At 54.0% G+C, this 11,921-nt stretch carries 13 protein-coding genes; 3 read left to right on the forward strand and 10 right to left on the reverse strand.

From position 1 onward, the window contains the following. Nucleotides 1–3 precede the first annotated feature (3 nt). The 5 genes from ACR0LZ_RS16510 to ACR0LZ_RS16530 form a co-directional block, all read right to left on the reverse strand. Nucleotides 4–681 carry an SH3 domain-containing protein gene (locus ACR0LZ_RS16510; protein WP_480750927.1) on the reverse strand — a complete coding sequence of 226 codons (678 nt, stop codon included), beginning with the start codon at nt 679–681 and terminating at the stop codon, nt 4–6. Then, nucleotides 678–2,342: a tetratricopeptide repeat protein gene (locus tag ACR0LZ_RS16515; RefSeq protein WP_480750928.1), complete on the reverse strand. Its 1,665-nt coding sequence runs from the start codon at nt 2,340–2,342 to the stop codon at nt 678–680. The genes ACR0LZ_RS16510 and ACR0LZ_RS16515 overlap by 4 nt, the downstream gene beginning before the upstream one ends. A 53-nt stretch (nt 2,343–2,395) precedes the next feature. Then, nucleotides 2,396–3,604 (reverse strand): multidrug effflux MFS transporter, encoded by a 1,209-nt coding sequence (locus ACR0LZ_RS16520; protein WP_480750929.1) that lies wholly within the window; start codon nt 3,602–3,604, stop codon nt 2,396–2,398. A 75-nt stretch (nt 3,605–3,679) separates the two neighbouring features. Beyond that, on the reverse strand, nt 3,680–4,339 hold the full coding sequence (locus tag ACR0LZ_RS16525) for a DsbA family oxidoreductase (protein ID WP_480750930.1): 660 nt from the start codon (nt 4,337–4,339) through the stop codon (nt 3,680–3,682). Then, nucleotides 4,336–5,853, reverse strand: a complete 1,518-nt coding sequence (locus ACR0LZ_RS16530; protein ID WP_480750931.1) for a class I adenylate-forming enzyme family protein — start codon at nt 5,851–5,853, stop codon at nt 4,336–4,338. Before ACR0LZ_RS16530 ends, ACR0LZ_RS16525 begins: the two co-directional genes overlap by 4 nt. 64 nt (nt 5,854–5,917) lie before the next feature. On the opposite strand from ACR0LZ_RS16530, the gene ACR0LZ_RS16535 reads away from it, so the two are divergent. Further along, complete coding sequence (locus tag ACR0LZ_RS16535; protein WP_480750932.1) at nt 5,918–6,541, forward strand: helix-turn-helix domain-containing protein; 624 nt, start codon at nt 5,918–5,920, stop codon at nt 6,539–6,541. Here the strand turns inward: ACR0LZ_RS16535 and ACR0LZ_RS16540 are convergent, their stop codons facing one another. The 5 genes from ACR0LZ_RS16540 to ACR0LZ_RS16560 all read right to left on the reverse strand — a co-directional run bounded on the left by ACR0LZ_RS16540 (nt 6,542) and on the right by ACR0LZ_RS16560 (nt 10,789). Beyond that, nucleotides 6,542–6,766, reverse strand: a complete 225-nt coding sequence (locus ACR0LZ_RS16540; RefSeq protein WP_480750933.1) for a hypothetical protein — start codon at nt 6,764–6,766, stop codon at nt 6,542–6,544. 192 nt (nt 6,767–6,958) lie between these two features. After that, complete coding sequence (locus ACR0LZ_RS16545; protein ID WP_480750934.1) at nt 6,959–7,618, reverse strand: aquaporin; 660 nt, start codon at nt 7,616–7,618, stop codon at nt 6,959–6,961. Next, nucleotides 7,615–8,091 carry an arsenate reductase ArsC gene (locus ACR0LZ_RS16550; RefSeq protein ID WP_480750935.1) on the reverse strand — a complete coding sequence of 159 codons (477 nt, stop codon included), beginning with the start codon at nt 8,089–8,091 and terminating at the stop codon, nt 7,615–7,617. The genes ACR0LZ_RS16545 and ACR0LZ_RS16550 overlap by 4 nt, the downstream gene beginning before the upstream one ends. Before the next feature lie 26 nt (nt 8,092–8,117). After that, nucleotides 8,118–8,942 carry an arsenate reductase/protein-tyrosine-phosphatase family protein gene (locus tag ACR0LZ_RS16555; RefSeq protein ID WP_480751000.1) on the reverse strand — a complete coding sequence of 275 codons (825 nt, stop codon included), beginning with the start codon at nt 8,940–8,942 and terminating at the stop codon, nt 8,118–8,120. Nucleotides 8,943–8,974: 32 nt separating this feature from the next. Beyond that, complete coding sequence (locus ACR0LZ_RS16560; RefSeq protein WP_480751001.1) at nt 8,975–10,789, reverse strand: extracellular solute-binding protein; 1,815 nt, start codon at nt 10,787–10,789, stop codon at nt 8,975–8,977. Between ACR0LZ_RS16560 and ACR0LZ_RS16565 the strand changes: the two genes are divergently transcribed. Both ACR0LZ_RS16565 and ACR0LZ_RS16570 read left to right on the forward strand, forming a co-directional pair. Continuing rightward, a complete protein-coding gene (locus ACR0LZ_RS16565) occupies nt 10,764–10,952 on the forward strand; it encodes a hypothetical protein (protein ID WP_480751008.1) in 189 nt (62 codons plus the stop codon). The two genes, ACR0LZ_RS16560 and ACR0LZ_RS16565, sit on opposite strands and share 26 nt — an antisense overlap. A gap of 185 nt (nt 10,953–11,137) precedes the next feature. Then, entirely contained in the window at nt 11,138–11,911 is a 774-nt protein-coding gene (locus ACR0LZ_RS16570) for a 3-hydroxybutyrate dehydrogenase (protein ID WP_480750936.1), read from the forward strand. Nucleotides 11,912–11,921: the final 10 nt, after the last annotated feature.

Raw genomic sequence — 11,921 nt, forward strand, 5'->3', positions numbered from 1 at the left:
ACGTCAGTCTCCTGCAACAAAGGTGCACAGTTGCCAGTCACCGTTTGGTGATTTTGCGAAGGCTGCACGATACCCAACCATGGACCATAAAAAGTCGCGGTGCATGTAGCCTTCCGCCCCGTCTGTAAGCCGGATTTTTTGGTAGTCGGTGTCAGGATCGAAACCGAACGCGAAAACGACTTCGTGACTGATGAGATCAAGGATCGTCGCGTCTGAAGTGCCTTCCGAGCGCAAAGCTACTCTCTCTCCGGTCACAAAATACGTGTCAAATGGGTCGACGTCTGCAGGCAACCTGATCTGCCACTGATAAGGCATCCAGAACTCGCCCTGTTCATCGAAATATCCCGGCGCTTCAAGCGTATCCGAAAGTGCGGTCCAGTATTCTTCACGCAACTCATCGGCCTCGTGTTGAAACTCTTCGGACAGGGTTTCCGGCGGTAGAGTGAGGTTCAGGCGAAGCTCCTCTGGGCCACCCTGGCCTCCGAGGCTGAGGTGAATGTCCGGGCATGCCGAGGCCACAACAGTTTCGACATCACGATTAGCCACTGCTATCTTAAGACCTTTGCGGAATACCTCAAGGTCTGGGTCGCTTCCGGCTTCGTCTGTAGGTGGAAAGGATTGGCGTTCAGCGAGTGCAGGAGTGGCAAAAACCGTAAGTGACAGCAGTATCCAGAATCTCATTCCGCAGCCTTCATTGCAGCCCGGGCACAGAAACATGATGCGCCGACTACCCGGTCCGCTCTTGCCAGTGCAAGATTTAGTTGTTGGTGAATCTGTTTTATTTCAGCATGTTCGCCACGTTTATTGAGGCAGTCATACAGCCCCTTAAGGCTCCAGACATTGTTCGGGTGGATAAGCGCGCGGCCAAGAGTCCCTGCTAAACCCAAATCTTCACGATAGACTGTTTCGGCTTCTTCAATACGGCCTTGTTCTAACAGCAAGGCCCCCAAAGCGTGGCGTGTCGGCTGCATCCAACCCCAAGGCTCGTCGTACTGCAAGCCATCGTCCAACTCGACGGAATGGCGCAGGTGAGAATAAGCGATGTCATAGTTGCCTTTCCGATACTCGATCTCGCCGCGCAACATTTCCTTTGCGACTTCAAGTAGATCGATAACCCTGTTGTTATGTAATAGACGTGTTTCCGGAACCCGTACTGCGGCTTTGAGGAATAGTTTTTCTTCGTTTTCCGCTTCACGGACCTGGCCGGTTGCCGCAAAAGCCAGAGCACGTGCATACCGCGTTGTCGCTGCGAGGGTGCAGAATAGATCCTCATCCTGGGGCATCTCAAGCTGCAGTGCCTCCTCCCAGCGGCCAAACCGGATCAGGATGTGCGGCCCCATGGCCATGTAACTTTCGAAATAGTCGGCCATGGGCGGGCTTTCGATGCGCAACATCTCTTCGGGTGTGGTGTCCCAGATACCTTGATTGGCGCGTAAGGCCGGTTCCATTTGACCGAGGAACAAGGAACCATAAATCACAAAGTGATAATTGTGCTGGCGATAGCCGGTATAAATGTTGAACGCGCCTTCGCGTTCGTAATACTTCAGATCGGCCTCGACGGCTGCCTCGTTCCAATGGACCACATTGTGATAATGGCCACATTGCACGTCGATATGGGTCGGCATGTGCACAAGGTGACCTGCATCCGGCACCAGTGTTCTGAGAACATCACCTGCTTTCAATGCTTTTTCGGGGGTCGGGGACATCTCCATCAGATGTACGTAAAGATGCAAAAGGCCGGGATGAGACATGGCGGCCGGGTCATTGGCCATGGCCCATTCCATAACCTTCTGCGCTTCCAATGTGGCGGCACCTTCGGCAGGTTCGCCAGTTTCTAAATTCCACATCTGCCATGGAGTCAGGTTGAGCAGAGATTCGGCATAGATTGTGCGAACATCAAGGTGATCGTGAACCTTGGCAAACGCAGCCCGCATCGCATCCGCAAAATCATGATCCCAGAGGTGCATATCATCAGTCAAATGGCGCTGAGGATAACGTGCTGGCAGAGCGCCAATCAGGGCGGATTCTGCCGGGGTCACACCGTCTACTAACGACAATGCCTTTTGCGTGGCGTCATAAGATTTGGCCAACGCATCAGCGCGACCTTGAGTATCCAAACGTTCCCAAGGCATGTTGTAATTTGGGCCGGAGGTATAGGCGATGCCCCAGTATGCCATGGCGCAGTCCGGATCCGCATGTGCTGCTTTTTCAAAGCAGGCGACAGCTTCGGTATGGTTATAGCCGTAGGTCCAGATCAAACCTCGATCAAACCAAAGCTGTGCCTGCGCAGACCGAGTTGTTACCGGGCTCGAATATGTTCCAAGATCGTAATAGGCGCTCATGAAGTCCCCCTTGCTTGAGGGGATTGTAGCCCACTTGTGCGAAATCAAACAGGTTATGCTGGTAAGTGGTCCTCGATCCGTCCCATGTGCAGCATCAATGCAAAGGCGACGATGCACATCGTGAGGGTGCCGAATGTCAGCGGTGTCAGCGAACCATCAAACAACAGCCCGACGGGAGCCGCAATTGCAGCAGCGAGTACCGTGGAGATCGCGCCGATAACGGATGCAGCCATACCCGCAATGTGCCCCATGGGTTCCATCGCGATGGCGTTCAGATTGCCTAGGGTTGTTCCAGCCATGAAAAAGATTGATGCCTGCCAGCCGACAAAGAGAGCAAAAGAAGCATTCGGCGGCAGATCGACAGAGTTCAGGGCAATGACAAGCGATGTCAACACGATCTGGGCGGCAAGTGTCCATGTCACCATCCTGCGCATACCGACCCGCACTACCACCGCTGCGTTAAGGACGCTGGCCGATCCAGATATCAGAGCCACGAAGCCAAACCAGAAAGGAAAGCTGTCGGCCCGATCATGGATCACATCATACACTGGTTGCACCATGGTCAACATGGTGAACAGAACCCCCATGCACAGGGTTTGGACGATGATCGACAAACGCACAGTCGGATGCGTGAACATTTCCATTGCGGAGCTGACCATCAAGGGAAGCCGTAAGGGGCGTCGGTTTTCGCGGGGCAACGACTCGGGCAGGCGCAGTCCCATCCAGGTAATCGAGATAAGAGAGAACAGTATGAAGGACATGAATATGCCACGCCAACCTGCCATTGCGATGACACCAGCACCGAGCATCGGCGCGACAGCAGGTACCAGCGTAAAGATCATCATGGCGATCGACACGATCCGCGCCATTTCGCGCCCGGCATACAGGTCCCGAACGATCGCCATGGCGACAACTCGTGGCCCTGCGGCTCCCAATCCCTGCAATACTCGCGCGGCCAGAACCATCTCAAGCGACGAACTCTCACATGCAACTGCGGAAGCCAGGATATAAAGGCTGGCTCCTCCAAAGATCACCGGTTTGCGCCCGAAAGCGTCCGACAGTGGCCCGGTAAAGAAGGTGCCGATGCCCATACCCAGAACGAAGGAGGTCAAGATCAACTGCGCCCGATTCACGTCGCCCGGGCTGAGTTGTGCTCCGATCTCGGGCAGCGCGGGCAGCATTGAGTCGATCGAAAATGCGATTGTCGCGAACATCATTGCAATCAGCGCAATGAATTCGGCCTTGGACATTCGGTCGGCCATCGGCGTCTCCTTACCCATTCGCGCTATCATGTCGGGGGGAAGAGAACCATATGGTACAATGCACAGATTTATGTGCTATTTTGCAGAAGAAGTCTCCAGTTGAGACACGATTTCGCCGATCACTTTCTCCCAAAGTTCAGGAGGTTGCGCGCCGGGAACAGCATGCTGATTGGCGACAATGTAAGTGGGGACGGAGTTGATGCCCATTTGTCGGGAATGCGTATCTCGACTACGGATTTCTTCACGATCCGCATCGGAGTTAAGCAGTTTCAGGATAACAGCAGCATCCATCCCGATGCTGTCGGCGGTGTCAGCAAGGACTTCGTGATTACCGATGTCGCGAGCTTCCACGAAATAGGCCTTGAACAAAGCCTCGACCGCCTCGTTCTGTTTTCCTTCGATCCCAGCCCAATGAATGAGGCGGTGCGCATCCAAAGTGTTGGGCGTACGCTCCATATCTTCGAACTTGATTGTAAGGCCCGCTTGTTCCGCATGCTCTACCACTGGCGCATAGGCCCGAACGGCGCCTTCCTTGCCACCAAATTTGCGTTCCAGGTACTCACGCCGATCCATTCCTTCATCGGGCATATCCGGATTCAGCTGAAATGGATGCCACTCGATCACGAAAGGATGATCCGGTACCTTTGCCAACGCTTTATCCAGATGTGTCTTGCCGATATAACACCAAGGGCAAATAGGATCGGACAGGATATCGAGCTTGACAGTTCTGGTCATTTGGATGGAGCCTTGAAATGGGCCGGCAGAGCGCGGCGCAGAAGTTTTCCGTTGCCGCCCATCGGCAGGGCGGGCAAGTAGACGAAAGCGCGGGGTTGCTTGTAACGCGCCAGATTTGCCTCCACATAGTTGCGCAAACCTGTATCGTCCAGTTTTTTAGGTCCGGTATAGAAGGCCGCAATCACGAACGTGTCCTGTTTTACTTCGACGGCAGCAGCGCCTACCTGCGTTATTCCTGGAAAACGGGATAGAACAGATTCGACTTCAACCGGAGAGACGCGATATCCACCCGCGTTCATCATGTCGTCGTCGCGACCCAAGTAGGTTATTTGTCCGTCTTCATCCATAACGCCCTGATCCCCTGTCAAAAACCAGTCGCCCCGCATACGGGCCTCGGCTTCGTCCGGCGCATTCAGATAAGTCAGCATCAGGCCGGGATCTGTGCGGTGAACGGCAATCGTTCCTTCTGTGCCACAAGGTACGGGGCCGTCTGGCCCCAATATGGCTATCCGTCGGCCCGGCTGTGGTCGCCCCAAGGTATCACCTTTGGCCGGTGAGTCGGGGCTGGATGAGATGAAAGTCGAACATTCCGACAAGCCATACGCTTCATAGAGCTCTCTGCCAGTCGCATTCACCCATTTTTCGTGAAGGGCGCGTGACAGTTTTTCGCCTGCACATAACCCGTGACGAAGGTCGGGCAGGGCTAAGTGTACATTCTGTTGCAGCAATTTGCGATAGACGCCGGGTGCGGCGGCAAAAATGGTCGCGCCAGAACTTTTCAGCATGGCAGGCAGCATTGAACTGTCAGTGCCGGGTTCGGGAACCAGGGCAGTTGCCCCAGTCGTCCAAGGGTCCATTAGCCCGGTACCCAGTGTATAGGTCCAGTTAAACGCGCCGGCGTGGCAAAGCCGGTCCTGTTCAGTCAATCCGTACCAACCGTCCACCATCATCTGCCGCGCCCAGATTGCGCGATGCGCATGGGCGACCGCCCGAGGTTGTCCCGAAGTGCCAGAAGTATAGACGACATAAGCCAGACGCTCGGGATCCCCCATTTCGAATTCTGCGGGCGGTAGAGAGTGCATCGAGGTCAAATCGTCCAATCCAATCTGGTGTGGATGATCAGAGCAGGCGACCGTCGGGTCGCGGAGAACCGCCGTAGGTCGTAACTCGTCGATGATTTTTGCCGTTTCCACCTCAGTGAGTTGTGATGAAGTGGGAATTGGTACGATCCCAGAAGCTATCGCCCCGAGATAGGCAATCGGAAACTCAACCGTATTTCCCAGCCGCATCAAAACCAAATCGCCAGGTTGTAAACCTCTTTCCAACAAGCCCGTCGCCGTCCCCCGGACAGACGCTTCGAGCTTGGCATAACTCCAATTCTCACTTCCCGTGCCGTGCAGGACGGAAAGCGCAATCTTGTCGGATAAGGCCGCGGCCTTGCGCAAAACATGCGCGGCCAAATTGAAGGGGGTAGGGCAGGCCGGTGGCGGACCTTGGTCAAAGATCGACAGCATGTCGATTGGCTAGCGTGCGACGCAGCGCGTTGCAAGCGCACTGGACCGGCCCTATAGAAAAGGCATGAAAAACCGAGACCCCAAATCCCTTATCCGTATCGCGCGGGACAATGGTGCCGCGACAGAGGTTGAACCGCTTGATCTTGGTGCCCGTGTCAGGGAGTTGCGCAAGGCCAGGAACTGGACCCTTGAGCAGGCTGCCACCCAAGCTGGTCTGGCGCGATCGACGCTCAGTAAGATCGAGAATGGCCAGATGTCGCCAACTTACGATGCATTGAAAAAGCTTGCAATTGGATTGCAGATATCGGTTCCGCAACTTTTTACGCCGCCCCAGCGGGATCAGGTCATTGGACGTATGTCGGTTACGAAGTCTGGGACGGGAACGGCGCATGCCACGGCGACATATGAACACGAGTTGCTGGCAGACACCCTGACCAAGAAACAGATGCTGCCTTACCGGGCGCGTGTCCGAGCGCGTTCGATGGAGGAATTCGATGGTTGGGTGCGTCATGACGGTGAGGAGTTTATGTATGTCCTCACGGGCGTAGTTCGGCTGTATACTGAGTTTTATGAACCGGTCGAAATGAGGCGCGGCGACAGTGCCTATTACGACGGCAGTATGGGGCATAACGTGATCTCGGTTAGCGACGAAGATGCAATGATCCTTTGGGTCACGTCACTTATGTGATCAGGTATTCAGTTCGCGACACAACTCTTCGGTGAACAGGAAGTCTTCGAGTTCTTCATGGGCTTCGTTGACCGTTAAGTGATGCCGCTCCGCCAAATATGCCTCGAACCGGTGCCGATCCTGTTTTACGAAGGGCATATCCTGATCACGCAAGTTGGGAAACCGCATCTTGGCGCGGGCATAAGTGGTGGCCCAATCTTGTGTCAGGTCCGTCCAAGTCATCATGTGCGAGCTTTCCTAGTGAGTGTTGACGGAACGCTCCCCTCCCTCCGGTAGGGTAAAGAATATGATGCTGCCGTGGAGACTGGTCAAAGTGTCGCACTTATTGCGGTTGTACTTTCAAAAGATGTACGCCCGTCGCGGGAAATCCGCAACGGGCTGACGGACCTGACATTGGAGTGAGTGGCGGCCGGTCCGTTAACTTTCATCGGCAAATAGCCAATTTAATAGGTAATGCCCGACAAATACAGCAAGAATCTGCATTGCAACAAACATAACGATATGGGGAGGATAGATGCCTGCGAAGGTATCCGTAAACCCCCTAGCGAACGTAACGGCCGGATTTGCGAAGCTTGTTGATGATGTGAACCAATACGCGCCGGTAATGTAGAGCCCGACCAATGGCGGGACAGCATCCGGTTTGTGCCGAATTCCGCCGAAAATTACGAATAGCAAACCAAGTGTAGCGATGATTTCGGAAAACCATTGGTGCGCGCCCGTACGGTGCATTGTCGTTGAGGTTTGGAGAATCGAGAGGTCAAACATGAAATGCGCGGCCCAAACTCCGACCAGCGCTCCGGTAAACTGGCACGCCATGTATGGAACGACCGCGTGCCAGGAATGCTCCTGTCTAAGCGCAAAAGCGAGCGTGACAGCGGGGTTGAAATGCGCACCGGAAACCGGTCCGAGCGTTGTGATGATAGCATACAGGATGCATCCGGTGGCGATGGCGTTCGCAAGCAAGGCAAGCCCGACGTTCCCGCCAGATAATCCGTCGGCCATTATACCGGAACCGACGACACCGATCAGCAGAAATGCAGTGCCGAGAAACTCGGCAAAATACGCGCGGGGGTTCATTGACTGTCTCCGATACGGTTCAATTGAGCAGAAAGTTCGGATTTATCCATGGTCTCGATCGGTAGTCTCAAAAGCGCTGCGGCTCGTCGCTCCAGAACTTCGTACGCCTCACGAAACGCGCCATACCACTCTGGCTCTGCCCTAGCAGCCGGGTCTTCGACCCCCCAATGCGCACGGATTGGTGCCCCAGGCCAAACTGGGCAGGTTTCATTGGCGGCAGAACCGCAGACGGTGATGACAATATCCATCTGCGGCGCGGAAGAAGTCGCGAATTCGTCCCAGCTTTTAGAACGGGTGCGTGTTGTGTCATGGCCCATTTCAGCGAGCAAGGTTAAGGACTGAGGATGCACTTTTCCGGTGGGATTGGAGCCTGCGGAATAGGCGTGTACGCGGCCGGTTCCCATAGTGTTCAAGATGGATTCCAAAAGGATTGACCGGGCAGAGTTGCCGGTGCAGAGAACGAGGATGTTCATTGATTTTCCTTGGTGGCGGTGCAGATTCAATCGGTCATCCGACCAATGTCGTCGACCTTGTGTTGCAGTGATATCCGGTCGAGCGTTTCGAAAGGTAAGCTGACAAATGTCATGATCCGATTTCGCAAAAGCCCGAAAGCTTGCTGAAATGCGAGGTGTTTTTGTGCGTCTGTGCCTGCGGCTTTGACCGGATCTGGCAGCCCCCAATGGGCGCTCATGGGGTGTCCTGGCCAAGCTGGGCAGGCTTCGTTTGCCGCATGATCGCAGACGGTGAAAACGAAATCCATCTTTGGGGTATCTTCAGAAGCGAATTCGTCAAGGGATTTTGAACGCAAGCTGGCTGTGTCGTAGCCTTTGCTTTCCAACAGTTCCAGCACTTCCGAGTGCGGGTTTGCGGAAGGCGCAGTTCCAGCCGAATAGGCGTTGAATAAACCACGGCCTTCCCGTTGCAAGATTGCTTCGGCCATGATCGAACGCGCAGAGTTTCCGGTGCAAATGAATAGCGCGTTAAAAACACGGGACTGGTCTGTCATCAAAGGGTCTCCTGACAGAGAAATGCAAAGATCAGGACGGTTCCGGCAGCAATCCCCAAGCAAGCCGGAAAACAAACCGCGGATTTCATCCAGATTTGCGCTGTAGTTGAGCGTGGTCCCTTCACGTTTCTGCTCTATTAATCCAGCACTCCTGAGGGAGCCTAGATATGCAGAAGTTGTGTTCGGCTTGAGACCTAATGCCTCGGCAATCTGTCCCGCTGGCACGGCCTCGGGGAATCGGCGCATTAACAGCCGGAACAGATCAAGCCGGTTGGGGTGGGCAAGGGCGTTTAGTTTGTCGCATAGCTTTATTTCCATATTTCCGGAAATATGGAAATAAATGGCGGCCGTCAATCCTCATACCACCAAACTTCAGGCATATACTGTGGTCCGTCGCCGTAAATTGGGATGTGATCGGGGTACTTCAGTTCCTTAGCATGCGCGATACGTCCGACATCAAAATTCCAGATCGGTATCACATAACGGCCCGATGTTAACACCCGATCCAGCGCACGGGTTGCTGCAAGAAAATCTTCCCGCGTTTCGGCCGCCAGGATTGCATTGATCATTGCGTCCGCTGCGGGAGAGGACAGCCCCATCAGATTTCTGGTGCCAGCTGAATCTGCACCCTGACTGCCCCAATACAATCGTTGCTCGTTTCCGGGTGACAAAGACAATTCGCGGCGGAATGGTGTCATGTCGAAATCCAATTCCGCCAATCGCCCCGCATATTGCGCGTTATCGACTTTTTCCGCCGTAAGGCCAATGCCCAACCGTTCCAGCGCGCGAGAGTAGATCTCGATAACGGTTTGCATGTCGGTATCGCCCTGACGAAGCAGAACGGTAAAGTTGAAAGGCTTTCCATCTGCATTGAACAGGGCGCCGTCTTTGACGGTCCAACCCGCCTCGGCCAACATATTGGCGGCTTCGCGAAGGTTTTTGCGATTACGTGCCGATCCATCGCTTTCAGGCAGTACGTACCCTTCCAAAGCGCCAGGAAGAAGATCGTCAGAAAAGGGCGTCAACAAATCGCGAACTACGCCCTCTGCAGGTCCCGGCCGCATGGCAAGATCGGAACCCGAAAAATAGGACGAGATCCGCTGCTGCGCGCCTCCGGTAATCGTGTCGTTAATGTATTCAAAATTAAAGGCAAGCATCAAAGCTTCACGTACGCGCCAGTCGTCAAATGGTGCCTTGCGCGTATTCAAGACAAATCCGGTAATCCCAGACGGTTTACCGTGGGGGATTTCGGTCTTGACGATATCTCCTCGGCGAATGGCAGGAAAATCGTATTGGGCATCCCACCTTTCGGCGTTGAACTCGCGGACAGCGGTCAACTCACCAGCTTTGAACGCTTCGAAAAGCACGGTTTCGTCGCCATAGAATTCGATCCGCAACTCGTCGAAGTTCATTGTTCCACGCCGGAATGGCAGATCTTTTCCCCAATAGTTCGGATCTCGCTTCAGGGTGACTTGCCGACCGGCTTCATAATCCGCAACGACATAAGGGCCGGTACCGATCGGGATATCTTGCAACGATGAATTGGCGAAATCTTTATCGGACCACTGCTCCTTTTTGAGAATGGGGCGTAAGCCGGCGATCAGCGCCAATTCCCTGTCTGCAGCGTTGAAGGTGATGCGAACGGAACGAGGCCCGGTCTGTTCAATGCGGTCGATCTGGGACCACAATCCACGGTACCGTAGATGCCCTTCTGTTCCCAAGATCTCGTAAGACCAGATCACGTCCTCGACAGTAACAGGGCTGCCATCCGAGAATCGCGCGTCTTTCCTGAGGGTGAATTCGACCCACGATCTGTCAGTTGGTGTTTCAACTGATTCGGCCAAAAGTCCATAAAGTGTGAAGGGTTCGTCCCAGGATCGGCCCATCAGGCCTTCAAAGGACCAAAACCTGATTTGCCAGGGAACGGTTCCCTTTTGGATAAATGGATTCAGATTGTCGAAGCCGCCGGTGTTTCCGAAAACGACACGACCACCTTTGGGCGCTTCCGGGTTTGCATACGGAAGCGACACAAAATCCGGTGGCAAGGCGGGTTGCCCATACATAGCTATGCCGTGTGCCGATTCTGCAAAGGCATTGCCGACAGCCAAAATTACTGTAAATCCCGCAAGAAACGGACGAATGGCGCGTAAAAAAACTGGTCGCACTTTGGCAACAATCCTGCTCATGCCTTATTTTCTTGATGATCATCGTAGCGATGGTTTTCCATATTTTCAAACTTTTAGCTTGGATGCCGCAGGGGAATTGCGTATAAAGGAGTCACTGCTCGATAGGTTTCTTGCCTGTATGAAACCTGCCTCAATAACTTAACGCCCGCTTCGTGCGGGCGTTTTTTTTATTCCGAGATCGCTTTCGAGACTTTGCGTTCTGCTTATCCTTTTTGACAAAAGCTGCCAGACAGAAGTTGCGCATCAACAGATACGTTTCCCCGTTTTCTTTGCAGGTGCAGCATGTCAATCTCTGCATTGACTACGCATTCAATCGGGAGAGCGATCATGTCCTTGTCGGGAAAAACTGCAATCATCACGGGTTCCAATTCCGGGATCGGTTTGGGCATCGCCAAGGAGTTGGCCAAAGCGGGTGCAGACTTGGTGCTGAACTCGTTTACAGACCGGGATGAGGACCATGCGCTTGCAGCGCAACTGGCTCAGGATACCGGAGTGGAGGTGCGCTATATTAAGGCAGATATGTCGGACGGAGATGAATGTCGGGCCTTGATCGAAAAATCCGGGTCTTGCGATATTCTGGTGAACAATGCCGGTATTCAACATGTCTCTCCCATCGACACTTTTCCAGTCGATAAGTGGAACGCAATTATTGCCATTAATCTAAACTCGGCCTTCCATACAATGGCTGCAGCCTTACCGAAGATGCGAGAGGCAGGCTGGGGCAGGGTGATCAACATCGCGTCGGCCCATGGCTTGACTGCGTCCCCCTTCAAGGCCGCCTATGTTGCGGCCAAGCATGGTATTGTCGGCATGACCAAAACCGTCGCTTTGGAAACCGCGCAGGAACCGATCACATGCAACGCGATTTGTCCCGGATATGTTCTGACCCCGCTGGTCGAAGCGCAGATTCCCGACACAATGAAAGAGTATCAAATGAGCCGCGAAGATGTGATCAAGAACGTCATGCTACTACGTCAGCCTTCCAAGGAGTTTGCCACCGTCGAACAACTTGGCGGAACTACGGTATTTCTTTGCTCGGATGCTGCGGCCCAAATCACCGGAACAACGATTTCCGTCGATGGTGGCTGGACAGCGCTTTAGTCGCAGTCAG

The sequence above is a fragment of the Ruegeria sp. CI1 genome, assembly GCF_056536925.1.

Coding starts and splice junctions, on each gene's coding strand:
- ACR0LZ_RS16510 (WP_480750927.1), bottom strand. CDS start 681: ATGAGATTCTGGATACTGCTGTCACTTACGGTTTTTGCCACTCCTGCA.
- ACR0LZ_RS16515 (WP_480750928.1), bottom strand. CDS start 2,342: ATGAGCGCCTATTACGATCTTGGAACATATTCGAGCCCGGTAACAACT.
- ACR0LZ_RS16520 (WP_480750929.1), bottom strand. CDS start 3,604: ATGGCCGACCGAATGTCCAAGGCCGAATTCATTGCGCTGATTGCAATG.
- ACR0LZ_RS16525 (WP_480750930.1), bottom strand. CDS start 4,339: ATGACCAGAACTGTCAAGCTCGATATCCTGTCCGATCCTATTTGCCCT.
- ACR0LZ_RS16530 (WP_480750931.1), bottom strand. CDS start 5,853: ATGCTGTCGATCTTTGACCAAGGTCCGCCACCGGCCTGCCCTACCCCC.
- ACR0LZ_RS16535 (WP_480750932.1), top strand. CDS start 5,918: ATGAAAAACCGAGACCCCAAATCCCTTATCCGTATCGCGCGGGACAAT.
- ACR0LZ_RS16540 (WP_480750933.1), bottom strand. CDS start 6,766: ATGATGACTTGGACGGACCTGACACAAGATTGGGCCACCACTTATGCC.
- ACR0LZ_RS16545 (WP_480750934.1), bottom strand. CDS start 7,618: ATGAACCCCCGCGCGTATTTTGCCGAGTTTCTCGGCACTGCATTTCTG.
- ACR0LZ_RS16550 (WP_480750935.1), bottom strand. CDS start 8,091: ATGAACATCCTCGTTCTCTGCACCGGCAACTCTGCCCGGTCAATCCTT.
- ACR0LZ_RS16555 (WP_480751000.1), bottom strand. CDS start 8,942: ATGGAAATAAAGCTATGCGACAAACTAAACGCCCTTGCCCACCCCAAC.
- ACR0LZ_RS16565 (WP_480751008.1), top strand. CDS start 10,764: ATGGCGCGTAAAAAAACTGGTCGCACTTTGGCAACAATCCTGCTCATG.
- ACR0LZ_RS16570 (WP_480750936.1), top strand. CDS start 11,138: ATGTCCTTGTCGGGAAAAACTGCAATCATCACGGGTTCCAATTCCGGG.